We start from the raw sequence: 23,806 nt of genomic DNA, 5'->3' as shown, positions 1-23,806 counted from the left end.
GCCGGCTCCCACAGTTACTGCGCAGGTTCAAGTCTTGCAGAAATCCTGTGGGAGCCGGCTTGCCGGCGATAGGGCCCTGACAGACAGGGCCAATGGACCTGCCGAACTACAGCGCCGTCTTGCCACCATTCACATGCAGCACCTGCCCGGTAATGAAGCTCGCCTGCTGCGACGCCACGAACAAGATCGCATCCGCCACTTCTTCCGGCCTGCCAATACGCCCCGCCGGAATGGTCGCCGCCACCATCGGCAATTTGTCCGCCCCATCGGCAATGCGCTCAAGCATCTCGGTAGCGATCGGCCCCGGTGCCACCGCATTGACCCGCACATTGAACTGGCACGCTTCCAGCGCCGCCGACTTGGTGAAACCTTCGATGGCATGCTTGCTGGCCACGTACATCGGCGCCAGTGCATTGCCGCGGCTGCCCATGGTCGACGACAGGTTGACGATGGCGCCCGACGCTTGATCGGCCATGACCCGCAGCTGATGCTTCAGGCACAGGAAAGTCCCCAGCGCGTTGGCATTGAACGCGGCCGTGTACGCCTCCACCGTCTGCTCCCTGATCGGGCCGCGCGCGCCTTCGTAGCCGGCGCTGTTCACCGCCACATCCAACCGCCCGAAACGCTCCACGCAGCGGTCGACCAACTGGGTCACCTGCGCTTCATCGCTGACATCGGCTTTCACGAACTCAGCCTGTGCCCCCATGGCATGCAACTCGGCCAAGAGCTGTTGCCCGGCCGTGGTATTGCGCCCGGAAACGACCAGCCGCGCACCCTCTCGGGCGAAGGCGATCGCCGTGGCATAGCCAATGCCTGCGGTGGCGCCGGTGATCAGAACCACTTGATGTTCAAACTGCTTGCTCATGGCGGATATCCGAATGCAGAAGTGTAGGGACTTGCAGTTATAGGGATTGCGCCAAAGCAAAAGTTGACGTTTTGGGACACCTTCGGGGGGCCTGTCATCAAAGGGAAACCGATTGTCATCTCAGGTCAACAAAGGCGCGGCCGGGCATGCCTATGATCCGGCCAGACTGTGCTTCGACCCTTTCTCAACCGTCGCAAGGACCCGTAACGTGAAAGCCATCCAACTCCAGCGCCCCGGCGGCCTGGACCAGCTGCGCCTGGTCGAACTGCCCATGCCCGGCGCACCGCAACCTGGGGAAATCCAGGTGCGCATCCATGCCAGTTCGCTCAACTACCACGACCTGGGCGTTGTCTGCGGCCAACTCAAGGTCGACGACAAGCGCATCCCCATGGCAGACGGTGCCGGGGTGGTCACCGCCGTGGGCGCCAACGTGACGGAATTTGCCGTTGGCGATGCCGTGGTCTCGTGTTTCTTCCCCCACTGGCAAGCCGGCCGAGCGGTGCCCAGCACCTTCAAGACCGTACCCGGTGATGGCGTCGACGGCTTTGCCCGCGAGTACGTCAACATGCCCGCCCTGGCCTTTACCCACGCGCCCAGAGGCTACACCCACGAGCAAGCGGCCACGCTGACCACTGCGGGCCTGACCGCCTGGCGCGCATTGGTGGTGGACGGCCGCCTGCAGGCCGGCGATACGGTGTTGGTGCTGGGCACAGGTGGGGTGTCGGTGTTCGCCCTGCAAATGGCCAAGGCCATGGGCGCGCGGGTGATCGCCACCACCTCGTCGCAGGACAAGCAGGCCCGCTTGCTGGCACTGGGTGCCGATCAGGTGATCAATTACCGTCAGCACCCCGATTGGGGCGATGTGGTGTTGGCCGCCACCGGTGGGCGCGGCGCGGACATCGTGGTGGAAGTGGGTGGCCCGGGCACCCTGCCCAACTCGATCAGGGCCTGCGCGGCGGGTGGGCACATCGCCTTGATCGGCGTACTGACCGGCATCGCCGGCAACGTGCCGACCGTCGAGATGATGCGCAAGCAGCAAACCCTGCGCGGCCTGATCGTCGGCAGCCGCGAACAACAGCAGGACATGGTGCGCGCGCTGGAAAACTTCGAATGGCGCCCGGTGATCGACAGCCGCTACCCACTGGAGCGGATTGCCGACGCCTTTGCCTACCAACGGTCGGCCAGGCACTTCGGCAAGATCTGCCTGCACTACTGAACCCGACAGCGGTGCCGCCCGTGGGCGGCGCCGCCTGCCGGGGCGGTTCATGCCCCCATGTGCATCTCGCGGATCAGCTTCTTGTTGATCTTGCCAACGCTGGTTTTGGGGATGTCGGCCACGAAGTGCACCTGCCGTGGAATGGCCCACTTGTTGATCAGGCCACTCTCGACGAATTGCTTGAGGTGCGTCTCGAGCCCCTGCTGGTCCAGGCTGTCACCCGGGATGCAGACCACCAGCGCGATCGGTCGCTCGCCCCAGTGCTCGTCGGGAATGCCCACCACCGCCACGGCGTTGACCGACGCATGCTGGCTGATCAGGTTCTCCAGTGCCAACGAGCTGATCCACTCACCGCCGGTCTTGATCACGTCCTTGATCCGGTCCTTGATCTCCAGCACGCCATGGCGGTCGATCGAACCCATGTCGCCGGTGTGCAGCCAGCCGTCCTGCCACAGTTCGGCGCCCTTCTCCGGCTCGTGCAGGTAACCCTGGGTCAGCCACGGCGTGCGCACCACGATCTCGCCCAGCGACTCACCGTCGTGGGCTACCTCATTGCCGCTGGCATCGACGATCCGCAGGTCGACCATGGCCACCGGGGCACCGGTCTTGATCCGTTGCGCCACCTGCTCGCCCATCGGCAAGGCCAGGTCTTCGTCGCGCAGGTGGGTCAAGGTCAGCAACGGGCAGGTTTCCGACATGCCGTAGCCGCTGAAGATCAGCATGCCGCGCTCGCTGGCCTGGCGTGCCAGGCCGTGGGTCAGCGCACTGCCGCCCAGCAGGATCTTCCAGCGACTGAAATCGGTGTGCTGGGATTGCGCGCTTTCAAGCATCATCTGCAGCAAGGTCGGCACGCAGTGGGAGAAGGTCACCCCCTCTTCGCGGTACAGCCGCACCAGCTTGTCCGGCTCGTAGCGGCCCGGATACACCTGCTTGATCCCCAGCACCGTGGCCGTGTACGGCACGCCCCAGGCGTGCACATGGAACATCGGTGTGATCGGCATGTACACGTCGCTGGAGCGCAGCAGCGGCTGGCCCTCGTAGGCCGCGAAGGTGCCCAGCTGGTTCAGGGTGTGCAGCACCAACTGGCGGTGCGAGAAGTACACGCCCTTGGGGTTGCCGGTGGTGCCGGTGGTGTAGAACAGCGTGGCCACTGACTGCTCGTCGAAGTCTTCGAACTCGGCTTCGCTGCTCGCCGCGTCCAGCAGCGTCTCGTACTCGCCCAGCACCGGCAGCGAAGTGGCCGCGGCCTCCCCGTCGGTCAGTTGCAGGTAGCCTTTGACCGTGCCCAACTGGCCGTGGATCTGCTCCATGAGCGGCACGAAGTCGTCATGCACCAGCACCACGTCGTCCTCGGCGTGGTTCATGGTGTAGGCCACCTGCTCCGGCGACAGGCGGATGTTCACCGTGTGCAGCACCGCACCGATCATCGGCACGGCGAAGAAGCATTCCAGCGAACGGTGGCTGTCCCAGTCCAGCAGCGCCACGGTGTCGCCGGCCTGGACGCCGGCTGCGCGCAGCACGTTGGCCAGGCGCCGCACCCGCTGGTCGAGCTCGCGGTAGGTGTAGCGCAGCTTGTCGGCGTAGACGATTTCCTGGTCCGGCTGGTGCCGCACGCCCGACATCAGCAGGCGCTTGATCAGCAGTGGGTAGTCGTAGGCACCGGGTGCCGGGGGCATAATTTTTGTCTTGGCCATGAAGTTTGTTTCCGATTTCCTTGTTCGTTTCGACTCGAAGGCCTGCTTACGCCTGCACCCGCGCTTGCGCGCGCGGCACCGGGGCGCTGTCACAAGGCTGAGGATCAGCCTCGCAGGGGGTGGGAGCGGCAGCGACAAAGCGCTTGTCGGGCAGCAGGAAGTGCGACAGCGCCGGGATCAGCAGCAGCGCACCGAGCATGTTCCAGAGGAACATGAAGGTCAGCAGGATGCCCATGTCGGCTTGGAACTTGATCGGCGACCAGGCCCAGCCGACCACACCGGCTGCCAGGGTGATACCCACCAGCCCGACCACCCGGCCGGTAAAGGCCACGGCATTCTGGTAGGCCTCGCCCAGGGTGCGGCCCTGGCGTTGGTAATGCAGTTGCACGCTGAGCAGGTACAGGGCGTAGTCCACACCGATACCGACGCCCAGGGCGATCACCGGCAAGGTGGCCACTTTCACGCCAATGCCCATGAACACCATCAGCGCCTCGCACAGCACCGAGGTCAGCACCAGTGGCAGCAGCGCCACCAGGGTCGCGCGCCAGCTGCGGAAGGTGATCAGGCAGAACAGCGTCACCGCCAGGTAGACGAACAGCAGCATGGTGCGGTTGGCTTCGCGCACCACGATATTGGTGGCGGCCTCGATGCCAGCGCTGCCGGCAGCCAGCAGGAACTGGCGGTCGGGGGTGCTGTTTTCGCGGGCGAAGCGGTCGGCGATGGCCACCACGTCGTCCAGGGTCTGGGCCTTGTGGTCCTTGAGGTAAGCGATCACCGGCATCATCGAGCAGTCGTTGTTGAACAGCTCCGGAGCGTTGACCGAGGCCTGCTGGGCGGCGTAGTTGAGCATGTCCTGGTTACGCTGCAGGCTGCTCATCTTCGGGTTGCCCTCGAACGAGCCTGCAGTGATCTGGCGCACGGCGTTGACCAGCGACACCGTGGTCTGCACGCCCGGATACTGCTGCAGCTCCCAGGCCAGTCGGTCGGCCAGGATCAGCGTCTTGTAGTTCAGGCAGCCTTCCGGCGCGGTCTTGATCATCACCGCGAACATGTCGCTGGACAGCGCGTAGTGGCTGGTGATGTAGGCGTTGTCGCGGTTATAGCGCGAGTCCGCACGCAGCTCCGGCGCACCACTGTCGAGGTCGCCGATCTTCAGCTGCAGGCTCACCCAGAAGCCGCCCAGGCCCATCAGCGTGGCGACCAGCACCGCACCGGTGGCCCACTTGCGCGTGGTGAAGCGGTCGAGCGCGTCCCACAGTTTGCCGAAGCCACGGTGCTCGGCGGCACGCAGGTCGATGCGCAGGGCGCGTTCGGACGCCTTGCGACCCACGCCAACGTAAGACAGCGACACCGGAATCAACAGTAACGAGGTGAAGATCAGCACCGCCACGCCAATGCTCGCGGTGATCGCCAGGTCCTTGATCACCGGGATGTCGATCAGCATCAGCACGGCAAAGCCCACGGCGTCCGCCAGCAGCGCCGTCACCCCGGCCACGAACAGGCGGCGGAAGGTGTAGCGCGCCGCCACCAGCTTGTGGGTACCCCGGCCGATGTCCTGCATGATGCCGTTCATCTTCTGCGCCGCGTGCGACACGCCGATGGCGAAGATCAGGAACGGCACCAGGATCGAATAAGGGTCGATGGCATAGCCCAGCCAACCGACGATACCCAGCTGCCACACCACCGCTGCCAGCGAGCAGAACACCACCAGCAAGGTGCTGCGCACGCAGCGGGTGTAAAGGAAGATGATCACCAGCGAAGTGACCACGGCCAGGGCGAAGAACATCATCACCTGGATCAGGCCGTCGATCAGGTCGCCCATCAGCTTGGCGAAGCCGATGACCCGCACCTTGTACTTGCCGTGCCCTTCTTCACCTGACAGGCGCGCCTTGGTGTCGCCGTCGAATTCATACTTGTCGCGCAGCTTCTCTTCGAGCATCTGCGAGAACTGCCGGTAGTCGATGCCCCGTCCGGTGGCCAGGTCGTGGTCGAGCAGCGGCACCACCAGCATGCTCGACTTGAAGTCGGTCGCCACCAGGCTGCCGACGATACCGGCACGGCTGATGTTCTGGCGCAGCTGTTCGATATCGGCTTGCTTGCCCTGGTAGTCGTCGGGCATCACCGGGCCGCCCTGGAAGCCCTCCTCGGTGACCTCGGTCCAGCGCACACCTGGGCTCCACAACGACTTCATCCAGGCACGGTCGACGCCCTGGGCAAGGAACAGCTCGTCGTTGATCTGCTTGAGCACGTCCAGGTACTCAGGGTCGAAGATATCGCCCTGGGTATTCTCCACCACCACCCGCACCGAGTTGCCCAGGCCGCGCAGCGACTTGCGGTTTTCCAGGTAGTTCTGGATGTAGGGCTGGCTCTGCGGGATCATTTTCTCGAAGCTGGGGCGCAGTTCCAGGCGGGTCACAGCCACATACCCGAGGACCAGCGTGGCCAGCACCATGAACAGCATGAACAGCGGGCGATAGTTGAAGACCATGCGTTCCAGCAGGTTGCCGGAATGCCGGTCGAAATCCCGCAGGTCGCGGATCACCGGCATGGTGTCTTGCTTGATGTTGGCCATCACGAGGTTCTCTTGTAATTCTTGTGGGTCTTAGTGGGCCGCAAGTACGCGTACGCCGCGCTCGCCTACCAGCACGATGCCGTTGGCGCCGGTCTGCAGGGCGCCGGCCACCGGTGCCAGCGGCACCTGCGGCTGCACGGCAAAGCTCTGGCCGCCGTCACGGCTGCGCAGCACATGTCCAGCCTGGCTGTACAGCCAGAAGTCACCGCTGCTGTCGAGGCTGGCGCAGGTAATGCTCAGGGCAAGGCCGGTGTCCACCTTGGTCCAGCTCTGCCCGCCGTCGAGGCTGCGCGCCACATGGCCACGCAGGCCATAGGCAAGCACTTCGCCAGGTTTGCCAACCAGGCCGAACCAGGTGCCCTGGTAAGGGCTTGGCAAGGCGGCGAAGCGCTGCTGCTGGGCATTCCACTTGAGCAGCAGGCCCTGTTCGCCGGCCACGTACAGCTCATCGCCCACCGCACGGATGGCATTGAGGTGCAAGCCTTGCGGGTTGTCGGTGCTGTCCTGCATCGGCACCCAGCTGTTGCCGCCGTCGTCGGTACGCAGGATCAGGTTGAACACCCCCACCGCGTAGCCATGCCTGGCGTCGGTGAACCACACGCCGAGGAACGGCTTGTCGGCGCCCTCCTGCTCCAGGCGCTGGCCTTCGGCGGCGAACTGCGCCCAGCGCTCATCGTCCGGGTGGGCCGTGGCCAGGGCTTGATAATGGGCCGTCACCAACGCGCCGATGCCTCGGCCATCGAGCTGCACTGCCCAGGTGGCACCGCCGTCACCGCTGTGCAGGATCACGCCATCGTTGCCCACCGCCCAGCCTTGCTCGGGAGTGGGGAAAACCAGGGCATTGAGGTCGGCACTTACCGGCACATTGGCCTGGCGCCAGTCCTGGCCCTGGTTGTCGGAATACACGATGTGGCCACGGGGCCCCACCGCCACCAGCCGGTCACCGGCCCGCGCCACATCGCGCAACGCGGTGTGCGACGCCAGTGCGCTGGCCTTGGCCGGCAAGTCCAGCACATCGACATACGCCGCCTGGGCCGCACCGAAGGTGCCGCCCAGGGCGAGCGTGATTGCCAGCGCCAACGGCGCATACTTGTTCAAAGAAGCCATGCCACATCCTCTGCAAAACCTGCCGGCGGCCCTCCAGGGTGGGCCGGCAGGCGGATCGACGGGTTCAGCGAATACCGGCGCCAGCCAGGGCTTCCGGCGACCACTGCGCCTTGGACAGAGGGGTGATGTACTCGATACCGCCGTGTGGGCCGATCAGGCCGTTGACGTTGTAGGTACCACCGACCAGGTCGTAGACCACATGCGGGTTGTTGTTGGGGATCTGCTTGTCGTAGCTCTGGGTGAAGAAGCTGAACGAGCCGCGATACAGCTGGCCACGGGCGTCGTACTGGTCGGATGCCAAAGCGAACCAGCTGTCCTCGTCGAGGTAGAAGCGGCGCTTGGCATAAATGTGGCGAGCGTTGCCCTTGAGCGTGCCTTCCACTACCCAGACGCGGTGCTTCTCCCAGCGCACCTGATCAGGCGACAGGTGGTTCGGGGTGGTCAGGGCTTTCGGGTCGTGGATGTAGGTCAGCTTGTAGGTGTTGTACGGCACGTACATTTCCTTCTTGCCGACCAGGGTCCAGTCGTAGCGATCCAGCGCACCGTTGAACACATACACGTCATCGAAGGTGCCCGAGCCTGCGGTACCTGGGTTCGGCGTGTCGTAGGCCAGGTTAGGTGCCAGTTTCACGCGGCGCTGACCCGGCAGGTACTGCCAGGCGCGGCGCTCTTGCACCAGCGGGTTGGCGGCGTCCTTGAGCATCATCGATTCGCCGGCGCGACGGGCCGGGCCTTCGAAGTACAGCTTGGTCTGGAAATAGATGTCCTTGGGTTCGATGACCTTGTTCAGGTCTTCGTAGATCGGGTAGGCGTTATAGGCCAGTCCCGTGGTGGCCAGGGCGGCGACACCGGCGGAGTCGACGTTCCAGGAGTCATACTTGGCCTTCTGCGCCACACCCTGGTAGCGCAGCAGGTGGTTCCACATGGCCTCGGCGCCCGATTGCGGGATCGGGAACGGCACACCCGGCAGGACATTCTCGATGGCCAGGCCATTTTCCAGGGACTTGGCATTGGCGGCGTTCTTCAGGGTGTTGTCGAGCAGCGCCTTGGGCAAGGCGGCGGTACGGTGGCTTGGATAGACGTCGATATGGAAGGTCGGGAAACGCTTGGCCAGTTCCACGGTGGTGGCCGTCAGCTGGTCCTTGTACTTGTCGACGTTCTTGGCGTCGATCACCAGCAGCGGTTTGTCCGCGGCGTAGGGATCGGGGCGCATGCTATCGCCCTGTTTGAAATCGGCAGGCGGGGTGTTCAGGCCCCCTTGGTAGGCCGGAATCGAGCCGTCGGCGTTGGCCGCCTTGTCAGCACCTACCAGGGTCAAGTCCTTGCCCAGTCGGGCGACTTCCTGGGCCGGGGCGGCCGCATGGGCCGAACCTGCGATGACGAGCGCAATGGAGGCCGACAGCAGGCTATTGAGATACTTCATCGCTTTTCTCCGCTTTGTTGTTGTACTGGAGCTTTTAGAAGGTGGTCTTGAACGATGCAGTGAGCATGCCGCGGTCCTTCAGCAGCGGCGCGAGGCCGGCCTGCGAAGTGATCTGTCCGGGGATGCACTGGTAGCGTCCGTTGGTGCCTGGGGTGTTGTTGTCGGTACCGGTCTCACAGGTATCGAACTTGCCGAAGGAATCGACGTACTTCAGGTCGAACTTGTATTTCTGGTAGACGTCAGCGGCGATACCGATCGAGTAGCTGCCGGAGTCTTCGTTACCACCCAGCTGGACAGCCGAGTTGCCTTTCAGGCCGACGTTGTAGGACAGCGGCAGGGTGATATCGACCCCCGGCAGCGCCTGGAACCAGGTCGGGGTGAAGTTGACTGCCAGGGTGTAGGCATTGGTGGTGACCTTGTCGACGCCTTCGTAGGTGGAGTCACCCTTGAAGGTCTGCTCGGCCTCGTCGACGCTGACCAGGTGGGTCATGGCGCCTTCCACGGCCAGCGACGAGGCGTTCCACAGCGGCGTGGCGCCGAAGGTGACCAGGCCGTTGAGCACGACATGGAAGGTCTTGCCGCGGGCCAGACCGGTTTCACCGTGGCCTGGCACTTCACCGATCAGGTTGGTGCCGCCGGCAGTGCCGGCCAGGGCGTCGTACAGCGGGCCGTTGATGGTGCTGAAGTTGCTGATCAGCGGCATGTTCTCGCGGTAGTTGACGTCCAACCCGACGCTGACCGGGCCGACGTTCTTCGCCAGGCTGATGCCGTAGATGTCGATGTCGTCGGCGTAGGCTGTCATGTAGGTGGTGCCAGCCAGGCTGCCGGTGTGCAGGTTGGGGGCGTTGATCAGCACCGCCGGGGTCGGGTCGGAGGTGTTGCGGTAGTAGAAGCCCAGGGTGCCGTCGAGCCATTCCGGGCTCCACTTGGCCATCACGCCGAAGTCGCCCGAGTTGTGTGGACGGATGTCATGACCGCGGGGCGCACCGTAGAAGGCACCGGCCCCGCCGACGGCGTTGGGCACCGGCAGCCAGAAGATGTCGGCACCTTCGCCGAGCATGTCGTAGCCGCCCATGTAGGTGCCACCTTCCGGCAGGCGCGAGTTGTCGAACTCAAGGAAGTACTGGGCCGCCAGGGTCAGCTCGGGGTTGACCGTGAAGCTCATGGACAGCTGCTTGCGCGGCATGAACAGTTCTTTGGTTTCGGTACCCGGCACGTTGTACAGCTTGGCCAGGTCCAGCGCCGACTGGCCATAGTTGATGCCGTTGGCGGCGTTGAACAGGGTTTCGCCCCAGTACACCGAGTGCCAGCCGAGCTTGCCGCTCAACATCGATTCTTCGCCGACTTCGGTGTTGTAGAAGACGAACGCGTCGAGGAACTCACCGGACGGGCCGTTGTAGTAACGGTCGCTGTAGTTGCTCAGGCCGTGACGCTTGGACGGGCCACCCTGCAGCACGGTGCCCGCCGGCAGGTTGCCGACCGGGCGCGCCAGCACCAGGTTGCCGGCATTGCCTGCCTGGCCTGGGAACGGGTTGGAGTTGGAGCCGACATTGTCATAGGCGTGGTCGTACCAGCTGGCGGCACTGACGCGCATGCCCATGGTGTCCTTGTAGACCACATCCAGCTCGGTCAGCAGGTCCAGGCGCTGGGTCGTCGCGCTGCCGACGCTGAAGTTCTTGTCGCCGTCGTTGAGGTTGGCGGTATTGGCGATCTTGGAATTTTCACCTTCGACACGCTGGCCATAGCTGAGCTTGGCGGTGTTGTCGAAACGCACGCTCCAGTCAGGGTTGGAGAGGTCGAGTTGAAATGCCTGGGCAGCCGGTACCCCGCCGATGACCAACAGTGTGACCATCAGGTTGCGGCGGTGAAGGCAGAAGAGAACTTTTTTATTGTTGTTCATGCGATGTCTCTGCTTGGGATGTACAAGGTGCCAGCAATGATCGGGCGCTGGCGGACCCTGGGTGTGCGCGTGCCTTGCGCCGCTTAGTGATCGAGTTGCTGGACGAGTACCTCGGCGTGTGGCCATGGGCCAAAGCCCGAGGCAGGGTTGAGGTGGCCGACGTCGCCGAGGTCGATCAGCGCACTACCCCACTGGTCGGCCATGCAGGCGACCGCGTCGAAGCTGGCCAGGTGATCGTTGCGGCTGGCGGCTACCACGCTTGGGAAGGGCAGCCGGCCGCTGGGCAGTGGCGCCCAGCCATTGGCGCGCAGGGTGTCGGGGGTGGGGTAATTGGCCGGCCATTCGGTATTCAGGTCTGGTGGGGCGGCCAGCAAGGCGCCCTTGATCGGACGCTGGTAGCGTGCAGCCCAGTGCGCCACCATCAGTACCCCGGCGCTGTGCGCGACCAGGATCACCGGGCCCTCGATGCTTGCCAGCTCGCGCTCGATCGCTTCAACGCGGGCGCTGCAGCTGAGCTTGTCGGTTTCCAGCGGCGGCACCGAGCGGACCTTGCCCAGGCGTGCCTGCAAATGGGTTTGCCAGTGTTCAGGTACATGGTCGCGCAAGCCAGGCACGATCAGCACGGTTGCAGTGGTTTGCAGTTTTTCCACGTCGAGGCCCTTTGTTCTTGTTAGGTCGGTCGATTGCCGACTGCTTGGGGCCAGAGTAATGAGTCGCCCTGCCAGGCGCTTTACATTGCGCGTCACGAACTTTTCAGTTGATGACACGCCCTCGCTTGCGCCGACCACCCGTGGTCGGCCGCTCGGAAATGACTTTGCATCTGACGACACAAGCGCTATAAGTGGACAACCCGCCAGCGCAGCGGGAGCTCATCAAGATCACGTGGAAAACAATAAAATGACCGTGCTCGCCCGTGCCGCGACCCTGACCAATTACCTGGAAGTTTCCCGCCATCTAGGCCTCAACGGCCATGGCCTGCTGGCCCAGAACGGCCTCAGCGCTTCCTTGCTGGAAACCCCCGACCAACGTATCCCCGTGGCCGCTGCCATCAGCGTGCTGGAAGAGTCGGCGCGACTGAGCGGCTGTGAAGCGTTCGGCCTGCGCATGGCCGAACTGCGCCAGCTGTCGGATTTCGGCGAAGTCAGCCTGCTGATCAGCCACCAGCACTCGCTGCGCGATGCCTTGCAGGTGATCGTGCAGTACCGCCACCTGCTCAACAACGCCCTGGCCATCCATGTAGAAGAGATCGGCAAGACCGTGATCATCCGTGAGGAGGTCATCACCGATCAGCCCATGCACAGTCGCCAGGCCATCGAGCTGGCCATTGGCGTGATGCACCGCTTCTGCTCGGCACTGCTCGGCCCGCACTGGCACCCGATCAGCGCCAACTTCACCCACGCAGCGCCCACCGACCTGGCCATCCATCGGCGCATCTTCGGCTGCAAGCTGGAGTTCAACAGCGACTTCAACGGCATCGTCTGCTCGGCGTCCGACCTCGACACCGCCAACCCCCAGGCCAACGAAGGCATGGCGCGGCTGGCACAGCGTTACGTGGGGTTGTTGCAGGATGAGAACCTGCCGTCGCTGACCCTTGAAGTACGCAAGGCGATCTTTCTGCTGATGCCCATGGGTCGCGCCACCATCGAGCACATCGCCCAGACCCAGGGCATGAACGTGCGCACCTTGCAGCGCCGCCTGGAGGAAGAAGGTGCGACCTTCAGCGAGCTGGTCAACGGCGTGCGCCGCGACCTGGTGGTGCGTTACCTGGAAAGCCCCGGCTATTCGCTGGGGCGCATTGCCGACATGCTCGGCTATTCCATGCACAGCTCGTTCACCCGCTGGTTCATCAGCCAGTTCGGCCAGCCGCCTGCCAGCTGGCGTGCGCAGCACGAACTGCAGACACCACCCAAGCGCAACCGCAACGCCGGCCAAGGATCGGCCGGCGTACGCTGAAGGTCTGGGGCTGTCGGTTACAGCCCCACGCGCATCACCACCAGTACCAGCGCCACCAGGAACACCGTCTCCCCCACCATCAGCAGGATCGGCTTGATGCCCACGGAAGCCAGCTCCTTGAGCTGGGTCTTCATGCCTAAGGCAGCGATCGATACCACCAGGCACCAGCGCGACAGTTCGTTGATACCGCCCTGCACCACCGTCGGCACCCAGCCGGTGCTGTTGACGCACGCCAGAATCAGGAAGCCGACCGCGAACCAAGGCAACAAGGGCGGGCGCTTGCCTGCGGTGTCGGTGCCCTGGCGACGCGCGATCATGGCCGCGACAACGATCACCGGCACCAGCATGGCCACGCGCATGAGCTTGACCACCGTGGCGGTATCGCCGGTTTCGGTGGACATGCTGTAACCCGCGCCCACCACCTGGGCCACATCATGGATGGTGGCGCCGAGGAATATCCCGGCGGCCTGCGGTGACAAGCCAAAGGCATTGGCAATCATCGGGTAGAGAATCATCGCCAGGGTCGACAGCGCCGACACCCCGATCACGGTGAACAGCGTGGCCCGTTCCTTCTGCGGGTGGTTGGGCAACGCGGCAGCCAGCGCCAGCGCCGCCGAAGCGCCACAGATCGCCGTGGCGCCACCGGTGAGCATGCCGAACAGGCGCTGGAAACCCATGGCCTTGGCCGCGATCATCGACACCCCGATGGTCACCACCACCAGGATCACCACCAGCGCCACCACCTTCCAGCCAAGACCGGCCATCTGTTCCAGGGTGATACGCATGCCCAGCAAGGCCACCCCCAGGCGCAGCACGGTGCGCGCGGTGAACTCGATACCGGCCTTGCATTTGCCTTCGGTGCTCAGGAAGTTCAGCGCCAGCCCCAGCAACAGGGCAAACAGCATCACCGGCGCGCCGTAGTGTTCAGCCAGAAAACTCGCCGCGGCTGCGGCCATCAGGCTGACGATCAGGCCTGGCGCCAGCTCACGCACGCGGTTGTTGACCTGGGTAATCGCAAGCGTGCTCATGACAACGCCTCCTGGGCGGCCAGGACGATGAACACCCGATCATCCTCGACCTCTACCGGGTAGTTGGCCACCTTGAGCGCCTTGGAATTGAGCAGGTAGCCGCTGGTCAGGTCGAAACGCAGGCCATGGGCGCGGCACTGGATCACCGCACCTTCGAGCTTGCCGGCGCACAGGGACGAACCCTGGTGCGGGCAGCTGTCGTCAATCGCCAGCAGACGCCCGCCGACGTTGAACAGCGCCACGCTCTTGCCCTCGCCTTCGATCAGGCAGCGCTCGCCGACGGCGGGCACCCGCTGCGCCGGCACTTCGATGCGTTGACTCATTGCCCTGCCCCCGTCGAACGGGCCACCGCCATGTGCATGGCTTCGAGCAAAGCTTCCACCGGCTGGGCACCGACCACCTGCAGGCGATCGTCGAAGACGAAGCACGGCACGCCACGGCCCGCGATGTCGGCGCTGGCGCTGACGAACGGCATGCCATCACCCCGCAAGCTGCCGGCCAGGGCCTCCGGCGCGAAACCGCATTCCTCGGCGATGCGCAACAGCGTGTCGCGATCCCCCAGGTCTTCGCCGCGGTGGAAATACGCCGCCAGCAGCCGCTCCATCAGCGCCTCGACCTGTTGCTCGTCGCCCAGTTCGCTGGCATGCAGGAACAGACGATGGGCGTCGGCAGTGTTGGGCATGCGCTGGATCAGGCTGAAATCGATCTGCTCACCCACCATGCTGGCCGCCTCGCGTACCTGGGCCTGGCGTTGCAGAACCGCTTGCTCGCTGCCCAGACGACGGCGGTAGAACTCGGCGAAGGGTTGCCCCTGGGCAGGCATCTCGGCCAGCAGTTGCACGCCCTGCCAGGCCAGGTCGATTTCGACCTCTGGCTGCGCGGCCTTGAACTGCGCCAGGGCACGCTGCAATTGGCGCCGGCCGATCAGGCACCATGGGCAGATGAAATCGAAGTACACATCAATCGACAACGAACGCTTCACGAGCGAGCCTCCTCCAGTACAGGCTGGACAGGCGCCTGGGCGGTTTCACCGTGCTTCAGGCGCGCCATGTCCGGGTGGTAGTGACGCTTGGCGTAGAAGAACACCGCAGCGGCAGCGATGCTGATCAACGGCACCAGCTGGAATGCCGACTGCAAGCCGATCACGTCGGACACCTTGCCGGTGATCAACGGGCCGGTGGCAAGCCCCAGCAGGTTGTTGCTCAAGGTCAGGGTGGCGAACGCGGTGCCGTGCACCGTGTAGTGGGTCAGGTTGGCAACCATGGCGCTGGACGGGCCATTGGTGCCGGCGGCAATCATCATGCCCAGGCAGATCAGCACAAGCTGTGGCAGCCCCGGCGGCAAGGCGAAGGCAATCGACAGCAACACACAGCTGCCCAGGCAGTAGGCGATGGCCAGGCTGATCTTGCGGTCCGGACGGCTACGCCCCAAGCGGTCGCAGAGCATGCCGCACAGGATGATGCCCACACCGCTGCACAGCACGATGATCGCGGCCACCGCGCCGGCTTTGTCGGTGGTCATGGCGTAGTAGCGGTTCAGGTAGCTGGGGAACCACACGATCACCGTACCGCCGACGAACAGCTGCAGGCCACTGCCGATGTAGGCACTGATGACCGAACGGCTGTTATACAAGGTACGCAGTGGGCGCATGGCCTTGAGCGCAGCCTTGTCCATGGTCTCGGCCAGGCGCTTGGGGGCAATGCGCGCTTCGCGCACGATCAGCGGGTACAAAAGCGCCAGGATCAGGCCGAAGAACGCCATGCCGGCGAACGCCCAGCGCCAGCCCAGGTGCTGGGCCATCACGCCGCCCAGGGCCATGCCCAGTACCGAGCCGAACATGCCGCCGGCCATGAACGAGCCGGCCAGGGTGGCGCGCATTTCACGCGGGAACACCGACACCACCACGGCGATGCCGACACTGCCATAGGCAGCTTCGCCGACACCGACCATGAAGCGGGCGATGAACATCTGTTGGTAGTCTTCGGCCAGTGCGCAACCCAGCGTGGCCAGGCTCCACATCACCGCCATGAAGGTCAGGCTCTTGACCCGGCCGAAGCGGTCGGCGAGCAACGAAAGGGGGAAGGTCAGCAGGCCGACCATCAGCGCGACGATGCCGCTGAGCAGCCCCAGCTGGCTGTCGCTGAGCTGCCATTCCTGCTTGAGCAGCGGGAACACGGCATTGAGCACTTGCCGCGACATGTAGTCGGAAATCAACAGACCGAAGGTCAGGGCGAAGACGATCCAGGCATAGCGCCGTGGGATGCCGAGCGAAGTATCAGTGCCTGGTTCTGCCGCACCAACGTGATAGGTGGCCATGCTGCCTCCTCGGGTATCTGGCTAAAGTTGCTTTTGTTGTTATGAACACTTGCCAAAATCTGTGCTGCTTTTGCTGGCCTCATCGCCGGCAAGCCGGCTCCCACAGGAGGACCACTGCCCAGAGAACAGTGGTGTACCTGTGGGAGCCGGCTTGCCGGCGATGAGGCCAGTGGACCATCAAGCGCGCTGTGGCACGCCCTTCTGGCCCGGCCGACGGTTCGGCGCCATGCCGTTGGCCAGCAGGGTTTCTTCCACGGATCCGTACTGCTCGCCGATGCGGTAGATCGCACGGGCTTCCTTGCCGCTGGCAATTTCACGGCCCAGCTCGTGAGCCACGCGCACGGTCTGCTGGATCTGCTGCACCGAGCTGAACCGCTTGCCATGCTGGTCGATGATGGTGTCTTCGATGCCGCAGCGCGGGTGCAGGCCCATGGCCAAGGCCATCATGTTGAACGGCAGCACGTTCTTGAGCAGCGATTCGGCGGTCAGGGTGCAGCCGTCCGGCGCACGGTTCACGAAGTTGAAGAAGTTCATCGGGTTCGGGCCGTCGAAGCCACCACCGATGCCGATCCAGGTCAGGTTCAGCGGGCCTTTGTAGACGCCTTTGCGCACCAGGCGCTCGAGGGTTTCATAGGCGTGGATGCCGGTCAGCTGGAAGTGCGGCTGGATACCGCTGGCCTGCAGGCGACGCAGGTGCTCTTCGACCCAGGCCGGGCCCGCGGGCACGGTCATTTCACTATAGGCTGCCTGGATTGCCGGGCTGGAAAGCGAGGTGCCTTCCAGGTATTCCGGGTACAGCAGCTCCATGATGTTCATCTGGGTGGTGTTGATCGCCACCGTCACCTGGTCTGGCTTGGGCGTAAGGTCCGCCAGCATGTGACGGGTGTCGTCGCTCAGCCATTTGGCCGCTTCACCCTCGCCTTCCGGGGCGAAGGAAATCGAGCCACCGACCTGGATGATCATGTCCGGAACGGCTTCGCGCACACCGGCAATCAGCTCGTTGAACTTGGACAGGCGCTTGGAGCCGGTGCCATCGAGTTCACGCACGTGCAGGTGGAGCACGGTGGCGCCGGCCTCATAGCAATCGACTGCCTTTTGCACCTGCTCATCCATGGTGACCGGAATGTCTTCAGGGAAGTCGTCGGGCATCCACTCCGGGCCATAAGGGGCCACGGTGATCACTACCTTTTCCATGTTTTCCGGGTGCAGCGAGTCGTCGAAGAATTGCATGTCTAATCCTCAATCTTGTTCTTTTACGGTCAGAAAGTCGCGTCGCCGATGATCCCGGCACGTTCCATCTTGCGGTGGCAGGCGGGGTAATCCATGACGGCGTAGTGCTGGGTACTGCGGTTGTCCCAGATGGCGATGCTGTTGGGCTTCCAGCGCCAGCGCACCTGGTACTCAGGGATGTACGCCTGGCTGACCAGGTAGCGCAGCAGTTCGCCGGCCCCGGGGTTGGCGTCCTGGCCGAAACGCACGCGCTCGGGGGTGTGGTAGTTGCTGAAATGGGTGGCGAAGGCATTGACGAACAGCACCTTCTCGCCGGTTTCCGGGTGGGTGCGCACCACCGGGTGCTCAGCGTCGGGGAAGCGGGCCTTGAGGGCCAGGCGCTGCTCGATCGGCATGGCCGCGCCGAAGCTCGCCTCGATGCTGTGGCGGGCGCGCAGCCCTTCGATGCGAGCCTTGATATCGGCCGGCAGGTTGTCGTAGGCCAGCACCATGTTGGTCCACATGGTGTCACCGCCCACCGACGGCGCTTCGACGCAACGCAGCACGCAGCCCATGGGCGGAATTTCGCGCCAGGTGGCGTCGGTGTGCCAGGCGTTCTCGTAACGGTCCACCGGGGTTTCCGGAGACTTGTAGATTTGCACCAGGCCCGGGTGCTCCGGGTCGCTGCCGGCCACCGGGTGGTCTTCCAGCTCGCCGAAGCGGCGGGCGAACGCCACGTGCTCGGCGCGGCTGATGTCCTGATCGCGCAGGAACAGCACCCGATGCTTGAGCAACTGGGCGCGGATCTCGGCGAACAGCCCGTCATCGTGAATGGCATCGGCCAACTTGACGTTGACCAGCTCGGCACCGATGGCGCAGGTCAATTGTTCGACTTGCATGACAGCGCCCTCCTCAGATGACGAAGATCGACGAGCCGGTGGTCTTGCGCGATTCCAGGTCACGGTGCGCCTGGACCGCGTCCTGCAGGGCGTAGTGCTGGTTGATCTCGATCTTGATGCGCCCGCTGCCCACGTGACCGAACAGCTCGCCTGCCAGGGCAGACTTCTCGGCCGGGTCGGCGATGTAGTCGGCCAGCGCCGGGCGGGTCAGGAACAACGAGCCCTTCATCGCCAGGATCTGCGGGTCGAACGGTTCGATGGTGCCGGACGCCGTGCCCACGCACACCATCAGGCCGCGGCGCTTGAGCGAGTCCAGCGAGCCCATGAAGGTGTTGCGCCCGACGCTGTCGAACACCACGTTGACGCCAACGCCATCGGTCAGCTCACGCACGCGCTTGGCCACGTCTTCATGGCTGTAGTTGATGGTGTGATCGCAACCGTGGGCACGTGCCACTTCGGCCTTGGCCTCGGTGGAGACGGTGCCGATCACGGTCAGGCCCAGCAGCTTGGCCCACTGCGAAACGATCAGGCCGACACCACCGGCTGCGGCGTGCAGCAGGATGCTGTCACCGGGCTTGAAGTCGTACAGGCGGCGCATCAGGTACGACGCAGTGAGACCACGCATGGTCATGGCTGCGGCGGTTTCGAAGGCGATGGTTTCCGGCAGCTTGATCAGCGGCGCGGCGGGGATGATGCGCTCGGTGCTGTAGGCGCCGAGGGTATTCATGAAGCCGGTGTAGGTGACCCGGTCACCGACCGCTACATGCGTGACACCCTCGCCTACCGCCTGGACCACGCCGGACGCTTCCACGCCCATGCCATTGGCCAGGGGAATCGGGTAGGTGCCGTTGCGGAAATAGGTGTCGGCGTAGTTCAGGCCAACCGCCACGTGACGCAGGCGAACCTGCCCCGGGCCCGGTTCGCCGACTTCGACGTCTTCGTAGCGCAGGACCTCAGGGCCCCCGGTTTCGTAGAAACGTACCGCTTTGGCCATGCCAATTCTCCCTTCTTGTAGTTCTTGTTGAACAGCAACATTCGTTATGGAGGGCAATTTAGGCCGTTGCGCCTTGCGGCGCTTATCATCGGACGACAACGATTTTTCAGTTCATGACAGCGCCCCCGGTTTCAGCGCCTGGCGCTGCCGGGGGCTCCCGGTACAGAGGCTCAGAACGCCGAGATGCCGCCGTCCACGGCAATCGCCTGGCCGGTCATGTAGCTGTTTTCCTTGGCGCATAGCATCAGCATCGCCGCGACGATCTCCTCCGGTGTGCCGAGGCGTTTCATCGGTGAACCTTGGGCGAGAAAATCTTGCTGCTCGCCCACTTCGCTTTCGGTGACCATGGGCGTTGCGCTGTAGAACGGGCACAGGGCGTTGACGCGAATACCCCGGCGGGCATATTCGACCGCCGCAGTGCGGGTCAGCCCGACCACCGCGTGCTTGGCCGCCGCGTAGGCGGCGAGCTTGGGCGCGCCACCGAGCCCGGCCATGGAGGCGATGTTGAGGATGACCCCGCCCCCTTGCACCAGCATCTGGCGGATCTGCTGCTGCATGCAGAAGAACACACCCTTGGTGTTGACCGCGTGGCTGCGGTCCAGCTCTTCTTCGGTGGTGTCGATGAAGCGCTTCATCGGCGTCAGGATGCCGGCATTGTTGACCCCCACATCGAGGCGGCCGAAGGTGCTGATGGCTGCCTCCACCAACGCCTTGACCTGCGCCTCGCGGGTCACGTCGCACGGCACCGCCAGCACCGCAGCGCCGGTTTCGCGCAAGGCCCCGGCCACCCGTTCCAGGCCCGCCACGTCACGGTCGCCCAGCACCAGCCGGGCACCCAGCCCGCCCAGGCGCTGGGCCAGCAATGCACCAAAGCCGCTGGCGGCGCCGGTGATCATCACCACCTGGTCGCGATAGCTGTCGAGGTTCATCCGGCCACCCCCATGGCGTGGCGGGCGAGGATCTTCTTCGAAAGGCTCATGCGGTGCACTTCGTTAGGGCCGTCGTAGATGCGGAAGCTGCGCGCATCGCGGAAGATCCGCTCGACGATCGACTCACCCGTGACGCCCTGCCCGCCCAGCACTTGCACGCAGCGGTCGATCACCCGCCAGATGGCCTCGGAGCTGAGCACCTTGGCCATGCTCGACTCGAAGTTGCCGCGCTCGCCCTGGTCCAGCACCCAGGCGCAATGCCAGATCGACAGGCGCGTGGTATGCAGGTCCATTTCGTTGTCGGCCAGCATGAAGCCAACGCCCTGGTGCTCACCCAGCGGCTTGCCGAACGACACCCGCCGGTTGGCATAGCCACAGGCTTCGTCATGGGCGCGGCGTGCCTGGCCCAGCCAGCGCATGCAGTGGGTCAGGCGGGCCGGGGCCAGGCGCACCTGGGCATAACGGAAACCTTTGCCCACTTCGCCCAGCACATCGCTGGCCGGAATGCGCAGGTTGTCGAAGCGCAGCACCGCGTGGCCGCCGCTGAAGCAGCTGTCCAGCGAGTCCATCATGCGTTCGAGGACGAAGCCTTGGCGGTCGGTATCGGTGAGGAACATGGTCGCGCTGCCATCCTCCATGCGCGCCATGATGATCGCCATCTGCGCGCCTTCGGCCCCGGTGATGAACCATTTCTGGCCATTGATGATGTAGTCGTCGCCGTCACGCACGGCCTGGGTGGTGAGCATCGACGGATCGGAGCCGGCGCCCGGGCTTGGCTCGGTCATGGCAAAGCACGAACGGATTCGGCCCTGCACCAGCGGCTTGAGCCAGCGGTCCTTCTGCGCAGGCGTGGCGACCTGTTCCAGCAGGTGGATGTTGCCTTCGTCCGGCGCATGGATGTTCAGGGCCACCGGCCCCAGTGTCGAATAGCCGGCCTCTTCGAAGACGATCGCCTTCTCGATGTGGCTCAAGCCCAGCCCACCCATTTCGCGCGAGGCATGGGGGGTCAGCAGGCCGTGTTCACGGGCTTGGTCGAGCAGCACCTGGCGCAGCTCGGCCGACGGGCCGTGAGGCGTCTGGCGCAGGTCGCGCTCCAGGGGGATGACGACGTCGGCGACGAATTGCCGGACTTTGGCTTGCAGGGCGAGCAACTCGGCAGACAGAGCGAAATTCATGGCAGTGTTCCTTGTAGGCAAAAGGGGTCAGGCGTGCAGGCGGCGCGGGTCGATGGAGGCGTGCACATGCTCCATGACGGTCTGGTCGATCGTCGCCTTGCCCGGGTCGTAGGCTGAGTAGTTGAGGGTGCGGATGTAGGCGCGCAGCACCTGGGTGCCGACCATGTCGATGTCGACGATGTTCAGGCAGGCCGGGTCCTGCTCGAAGGCGGCCAGGGCACCGAGCCCGGCGCCGCAGGCCCAGGCCAGGAGGATGCGATTGACCGCGTCGTGGCTCACCAGCAGCAGCGACGACCAGTCCGGCGCTTCCAGCAACTGCTGGAAACTGCCCAGCACCCGTTGCTGGAATGCCGCCCAAGGCTCGCCGCGCAAGAAGGCCGCGTCCGGGCGGTCGGCCAATTGATAGGCCTGGGCCACTTCGCGGTGCAGGCATTCACGGGGGATTTCCCGCAGACGCCCGGCGCGTATTTCTCGCAATTCGGCGCGTTCTTCCACGGGCTGGACGCGGCCACCCAGCAGATGGTCGAGCGTTTGCCGGGTGCGCGGGTAGTCCGAGCAGACCGCGCGGTCGAACCGCGTCTGCGCCAGCACCTCGCCCAAGGCCTGGGCCTGGGCCACGCCCTTGGCCGACAACGGCACACTGCGCGGGTCGAGGGGGCGGCCGCTGGCGTCGAAGTAGTCGACATGGCCATGCCGCACCAGGTAGCAGCGGCGGCGCCGCACGGGCTGGACGAGCGTTTCAGTCATGGGTCAGCACCTTCGGGTTGCTGATGCCGAGCTGCGCCCGGTTGATGGCGCGCAAGGCCGAGAGCAGGCTGGCACGGGCCTCGCCCGGCTGGTCATAGACACCTTGGCGAATCTGCCGGGCCAGCACGGCGCGGGCTTGCTCGGGCGTAGCCGGCGCCTCGCCGTGCAGCGCCAGCAGGGCGGCCATGGCCTGGCGTTCGAGGTCGGCACAGGCCGCTGCCTGGGCCAGCTCACGGCTGGCGATCTGCATGGCGCTGGCCACCATCCGCGCTTCGTAGTGCAACGGCGCCGGCAATGCCGGCAACAAGTGCTTGATCAGCGTGTCGCGCGCAGTGACAAGCAGGTCTTGGGCATCGGGCTGGTTCATGCGCGGCCTCCTTGGGTGAGTAGCAGCAGTTCCTGTTCCAGTTCACTGACCATGCGCCCAGTCAAGGCCAGCTCCAGCGAGCGCTGCTGGCCGCAGAGGTGGCGCTCGGCCTGCTGCAGGGCGATCACCGCCCAGCGCAGGTGGGCCATGACCTGCCAGAAGCGCAGCGTTTCGCTGTCCAGGTCCAGTGCCGACACGCTGCGGTAGCCGGCGAGCAGGTCATCCAGCCGGCCGATGCCGCCTGCCTCCAGGTTCGGGCGGGCGAACCGCCAGCAACGCGCGGTGAACCAGCCAAGGTCCTCGCGCGGGTCGCCCCAACCGGCGAACTCCCAGTCCAGCACGCCGCAGAGCTCACCGCCCTCGACCATGTAGTTGCCGGTGCGGTAGTCGCGGTGGATCAGGCAGGCCGGCAAAGGCGCAGGTTTGTTCAGCTCGCACCAGCGCAAGCCCCACTCGATGACGGGGTGGCTTCCCGGCAAGGCATCGAGGTAACCGCGGTACTGGTCGACGCTGGCCTGTACCGCATCGGCCACCGGCGCGGGCAGGAACCCCAGCGCCGCTTGTGGCGGGCGCAGCTGGTGCAGGCGCGCAAGGTTCGCCCCAAGCGCCCGGCACAGCGCCGGGTTGCCCTCGGGCGTGGCCTGGGCGGTGGTCAGGCGGTGGCCGCTGGCGCTGCCGGACAGGGCCTGCATGATGAAGAAATCGCGCCCGATCACTTGGGGCGCCTGGCACAGCCACAGGGGCTCGGGTACCTTGACGCCGACCTGGTGGACGGCACTGAGCACGGCGAACTCCTGCTCGCGGCTCATGCTGGCGGCCACGGCGGAGGCCGCGTCGGTGCGCAGCACCCAACGCTGTGGTGTACCGGCTACTTCGGCTTCCAGCAGCCAGTTTTCCTGAATGGCGCCACCCGACAGACGTTCGCTGCGGGTGATGCGCACCGGCTGGCCATGGAGGCGCTCCTGTAGATAGGCAGACAGCACCTCATGGGCGTCTGCGACGTCGATGCGAGCACTGGCTTGCTGCACGAAATGACTGCTTGGCATGGTCGGTCCAACTCACTGTTCACACGTGCCAATGGCCATTGCAAGATGGTTGCCAGTTTGGGTTTTCTTGTATAAATACGTTATAAATCAGGATGTTGGAGTTAATATTCGGGGATGTAGACCGTGTTTTAGCGCAATTTTGAACAGCGTTGTTTCAAAGCTGAAACTGCTGTTCATCTCTGCACTCGACAGGCGATTTTCTTTGCCGGTGAGATCGCGCGCCGCCCGCGCGGCGCATCGCGGATAAATCCGCTCCTACATTTGTTGCAACGTACCGATGCCTGATAGGCCATGGTTGCCAGCCTTGTTGGTACGACGCGATATCTCGGCGGGCGCTGAAAAGCGGACAACCATGGCCTGACAGAC

General features: G+C 64.6%; 21 protein-coding genes. 2 read left to right on the top strand and 19 right to left on the bottom strand.

The genetic code is table 11. The annotated features are described in order from the left end of the window. Positions 1–106: 106 nt before the first annotated feature. Positions 107–865, bottom strand: coding sequence for an SDR family NAD(P)-dependent oxidoreductase (locus tag ACIPZG_RS10250; RefSeq protein WP_400713071.1), 759 nt, complete (start codon positions 863–865; stop codon positions 107–109). Between the two features lie 208 nt (positions 866–1,073). Between ACIPZG_RS10250 and ACIPZG_RS10245 the strand changes: the two genes are divergently transcribed. After that, on the top strand, positions 1,074–2,081 hold the full coding sequence (locus tag ACIPZG_RS10245) for an NAD(P)-dependent alcohol dehydrogenase (protein ID WP_400713068.1): 1,008 nt from the start codon (positions 1,074–1,076) through the stop codon (positions 2,079–2,081). A gap of 47 nt (positions 2,082–2,128) precedes the next feature. Here the strand turns inward: ACIPZG_RS10245 and ACIPZG_RS10240 are convergent, their stop codons facing one another. The 6 genes from ACIPZG_RS10240 to ACIPZG_RS10215 all read right to left on the bottom strand — a co-directional run bounded on the left by ACIPZG_RS10240 (position 2,129) and on the right by ACIPZG_RS10215 (position 11,427). Beyond that, a complete protein-coding gene (locus ACIPZG_RS10240) occupies positions 2,129–3,775 on the bottom strand; it encodes a fatty acid--CoA ligase (protein ID WP_400713065.1) in 1,647 nt (548 codons plus the stop codon). Positions 3,776–3,821: 46 nt separating this feature from the next. Beyond that, on the bottom strand, positions 3,822–6,347 hold the full coding sequence (locus ACIPZG_RS10235) for an RND family transporter (RefSeq protein WP_400713062.1): 2,526 nt from the start codon (positions 6,345–6,347) through the stop codon (positions 3,822–3,824). Positions 6,348–6,377: 30 nt separating this feature from the next. Next, positions 6,378–7,454, bottom strand: coding sequence for a WD40/YVTN/BNR-like repeat-containing protein (locus ACIPZG_RS10230; RefSeq protein WP_400713059.1), 1,077 nt, complete (start codon positions 7,452–7,454; stop codon positions 6,378–6,380). 64 nt (positions 7,455–7,518) lie between these two features. After that, positions 7,519–8,877, bottom strand: coding sequence for a DUF1329 domain-containing protein (locus tag ACIPZG_RS10225; protein WP_400713056.1), 1,359 nt, complete (start codon positions 8,875–8,877; stop codon positions 7,519–7,521). Positions 8,878–8,911: 34 nt separating this feature from the next. After that, a complete protein-coding gene (locus ACIPZG_RS10220; RefSeq protein ID WP_400713053.1) occupies positions 8,912–10,777 on the bottom strand; it encodes a DUF1302 domain-containing protein in 1,866 nt (621 codons plus the stop codon). 83 nt (positions 10,778–10,860) lie between these two features. Continuing rightward, positions 10,861–11,427 (bottom strand): RBBP9/YdeN family alpha/beta hydrolase, encoded by a 567-nt coding sequence (locus ACIPZG_RS10215; protein WP_400713050.1) that lies wholly within the window; start codon positions 11,425–11,427, stop codon positions 10,861–10,863. 247 nt (positions 11,428–11,674) lie between these two features. On the opposite strand from ACIPZG_RS10215, the gene ACIPZG_RS10210 reads away from it, so the two are divergent. Beyond that, on the top strand, positions 11,675–12,730 hold the full coding sequence (locus tag ACIPZG_RS10210; RefSeq protein WP_400713303.1) for an AraC family transcriptional regulator: 1,056 nt from the start codon (positions 11,675–11,677) through the stop codon (positions 12,728–12,730). Positions 12,731–12,747: 17 nt separating this feature from the next. Here the strand turns inward: ACIPZG_RS10210 and ACIPZG_RS10205 are convergent, their stop codons facing one another. The 12 genes from ACIPZG_RS10205 to ACIPZG_RS10150 form a co-directional block, all read right to left on the bottom strand. Beyond that, positions 12,748–13,758: a YeiH family protein gene (locus ACIPZG_RS10205; protein WP_008095752.1), complete on the bottom strand. Its 1,011-nt coding sequence runs from the start codon at positions 13,756–13,758 to the stop codon at positions 12,748–12,750. After that, positions 13,755–14,081: a Rieske (2Fe-2S) protein gene (locus ACIPZG_RS10200; protein WP_400713047.1), complete on the bottom strand. Its 327-nt coding sequence runs from the start codon at positions 14,079–14,081 to the stop codon at positions 13,755–13,757. Before ACIPZG_RS10200 ends, ACIPZG_RS10205 begins: the two co-directional genes overlap by 4 nt. After that, the gene (locus tag ACIPZG_RS10195) at positions 14,078–14,740 is read right to left on the bottom strand and encodes a DsbA family oxidoreductase (RefSeq protein ID WP_400713044.1); all 663 of its coding nucleotides are present in this window, start codon (positions 14,738–14,740) and stop codon (positions 14,078–14,080) included. Before ACIPZG_RS10195 ends, ACIPZG_RS10200 begins: the two co-directional genes overlap by 4 nt. Continuing rightward, complete coding sequence (locus ACIPZG_RS10190) at positions 14,737–16,074, bottom strand: MFS transporter (RefSeq protein WP_400713041.1); 1,338 nt, start codon at positions 16,072–16,074, stop codon at positions 14,737–14,739. Before ACIPZG_RS10190 ends, ACIPZG_RS10195 begins: the two co-directional genes overlap by 4 nt. 177 nt (positions 16,075–16,251) lie before the next feature. Continuing rightward, positions 16,252–17,304, bottom strand: a complete 1,053-nt coding sequence (locus tag ACIPZG_RS10185) for a 3-keto-5-aminohexanoate cleavage protein (RefSeq protein ID WP_400641888.1) — start codon at positions 17,302–17,304, stop codon at positions 16,252–16,254. A gap of 29 nt (positions 17,305–17,333) precedes the next feature. After that, on the bottom strand, positions 17,334–18,182 hold the full coding sequence (locus tag ACIPZG_RS10180) for a TauD/TfdA dioxygenase family protein (protein WP_400641889.1): 849 nt from the start codon (positions 18,180–18,182) through the stop codon (positions 17,334–17,336). A 13-nt stretch (positions 18,183–18,195) separates the two neighbouring features. Beyond that, positions 18,196–19,176 carry a quinone oxidoreductase family protein gene (locus ACIPZG_RS10175; protein WP_400713038.1) on the bottom strand — a complete coding sequence of 327 codons (981 nt, stop codon included), beginning with the start codon at positions 19,174–19,176 and terminating at the stop codon, positions 18,196–18,198. 170 nt (positions 19,177–19,346) lie between these two features. Then, on the bottom strand, positions 19,347–20,105 hold the full coding sequence (locus tag ACIPZG_RS10170) for an SDR family NAD(P)-dependent oxidoreductase (protein ID WP_400713035.1): 759 nt from the start codon (positions 20,103–20,105) through the stop codon (positions 19,347–19,349). Beyond that, entirely contained in the window at positions 20,102–21,280 is a 1,179-nt protein-coding gene (locus ACIPZG_RS10165) for an acyl-CoA dehydrogenase family protein (RefSeq protein ID WP_400713032.1), read from the bottom strand. Before ACIPZG_RS10165 ends, ACIPZG_RS10170 begins: the two co-directional genes overlap by 4 nt. A gap of 27 nt (positions 21,281–21,307) precedes the next feature. Then, a complete protein-coding gene (locus ACIPZG_RS10160; protein ID WP_400713029.1) occupies positions 21,308–22,027 on the bottom strand; it encodes a histidine phosphatase family protein in 720 nt (239 codons plus the stop codon). Beyond that, a complete protein-coding gene (locus ACIPZG_RS10155) occupies positions 22,020–22,394 on the bottom strand; it encodes a DUF6285 domain-containing protein (RefSeq protein ID WP_400713026.1) in 375 nt (124 codons plus the stop codon). The genes ACIPZG_RS10160 and ACIPZG_RS10155 overlap by 8 nt, the downstream gene beginning before the upstream one ends. Beyond that, on the bottom strand, positions 22,391–23,440 hold the full coding sequence (locus ACIPZG_RS10150) for a phosphotransferase family protein (protein WP_400713023.1): 1,050 nt from the start codon (positions 23,438–23,440) through the stop codon (positions 22,391–22,393). Before ACIPZG_RS10150 ends, ACIPZG_RS10155 begins: the two co-directional genes overlap by 4 nt. Positions 23,441–23,806: the final 366 nt, after the last annotated feature.

This window comes from Pseudomonas sp. NPDC089395 (genome assembly GCF_044749525.1).
Taxonomy (GTDB): domain Bacteria; phylum Pseudomonadota; class Gammaproteobacteria; order Pseudomonadales; family Pseudomonadaceae; genus Aquipseudomonas.
This window is presented reverse-complemented; position numbering and strand designations above follow the sequence as displayed.

What these genes read in the sequence shown, in the direction of transcription:
- ACIPZG_RS10250 (WP_400713071.1), bottom strand. Translation starts at nt 865, where the DNA reads ATGAGCAAGCAGTTTGAACATCAAGTGGTTCTGATCACCGGCGCCACC.
- ACIPZG_RS10240 (WP_400713065.1), bottom strand. Translation starts at nt 3,775, where the DNA reads ATGGCCAAGACAAAAATTATGCCCCCGGCACCCGGTGCCTACGACTAC.
- ACIPZG_RS10235 (WP_400713062.1), bottom strand. Translation starts at nt 6,347, where the DNA reads ATGGCCAACATCAAGCAAGACACCATGCCGGTGATCCGCGACCTGCGG.
- ACIPZG_RS10230 (WP_400713059.1), bottom strand. Translation starts at nt 7,454, where the DNA reads ATGGCTTCTTTGAACAAGTATGCGCCGTTGGCGCTGGCAATCACGCTC.
- ACIPZG_RS10225 (WP_400713056.1), bottom strand. Translation starts at nt 8,877, where the DNA reads ATGAAGTATCTCAATAGCCTGCTGTCGGCCTCCATTGCGCTCGTCATC.
- ACIPZG_RS10220 (WP_400713053.1), bottom strand. Translation starts at nt 10,777, where the DNA reads ATGAACAACAATAAAAAAGTTCTCTTCTGCCTTCACCGCCGCAACCTG.
- ACIPZG_RS10210 (WP_400713303.1), top strand. Translation starts at nt 11,675, where the DNA reads ATGACCGTGCTCGCCCGTGCCGCGACCCTGACCAATTACCTGGAAGTT.
- ACIPZG_RS10205 (WP_008095752.1), bottom strand. Translation starts at nt 13,758, where the DNA reads ATGAGCACGCTTGCGATTACCCAGGTCAACAACCGCGTGCGTGAGCTG.
- ACIPZG_RS10200 (WP_400713047.1), bottom strand. Translation starts at nt 14,081, where the DNA reads ATGAGTCAACGCATCGAAGTGCCGGCGCAGCGGGTGCCCGCCGTCGGC.
- ACIPZG_RS10190 (WP_400713041.1), bottom strand. Translation starts at nt 16,074, where the DNA reads ATGGCCACCTATCACGTTGGTGCGGCAGAACCAGGCACTGATACTTCG.
- ACIPZG_RS10185 (WP_400641888.1), bottom strand. Translation starts at nt 17,304, where the DNA reads ATGCAATTCTTCGACGACTCGCTGCACCCGGAAAACATGGAAAAGGTA.
- ACIPZG_RS10180 (WP_400641889.1), bottom strand. Translation starts at nt 18,182, where the DNA reads ATGCAAGTCGAACAATTGACCTGCGCCATCGGTGCCGAGCTGGTCAAC.
- ACIPZG_RS10175 (WP_400713038.1), bottom strand. Translation starts at nt 19,176, where the DNA reads ATGGCCAAAGCGGTACGTTTCTACGAAACCGGGGGCCCTGAGGTCCTG.
- ACIPZG_RS10170 (WP_400713035.1), bottom strand. Translation starts at nt 20,105, where the DNA reads ATGAACCTCGACAGCTATCGCGACCAGGTGGTGATGATCACCGGCGCC.
- ACIPZG_RS10165 (WP_400713032.1), bottom strand. Translation starts at nt 21,280, where the DNA reads ATGAATTTCGCTCTGTCTGCCGAGTTGCTCGCCCTGCAAGCCAAAGTC.
- ACIPZG_RS10160 (WP_400713029.1), bottom strand. Translation starts at nt 22,027, where the DNA reads ATGACTGAAACGCTCGTCCAGCCCGTGCGGCGCCGCCGCTGCTACCTG.
- ACIPZG_RS10155 (WP_400713026.1), bottom strand. Translation starts at nt 22,394, where the DNA reads ATGAACCAGCCCGATGCCCAAGACCTGCTTGTCACTGCGCGCGACACG.
- ACIPZG_RS10150 (WP_400713023.1), bottom strand. Translation starts at nt 23,440, where the DNA reads ATGCCAAGCAGTCATTTCGTGCAGCAAGCCAGTGCTCGCATCGACGTC.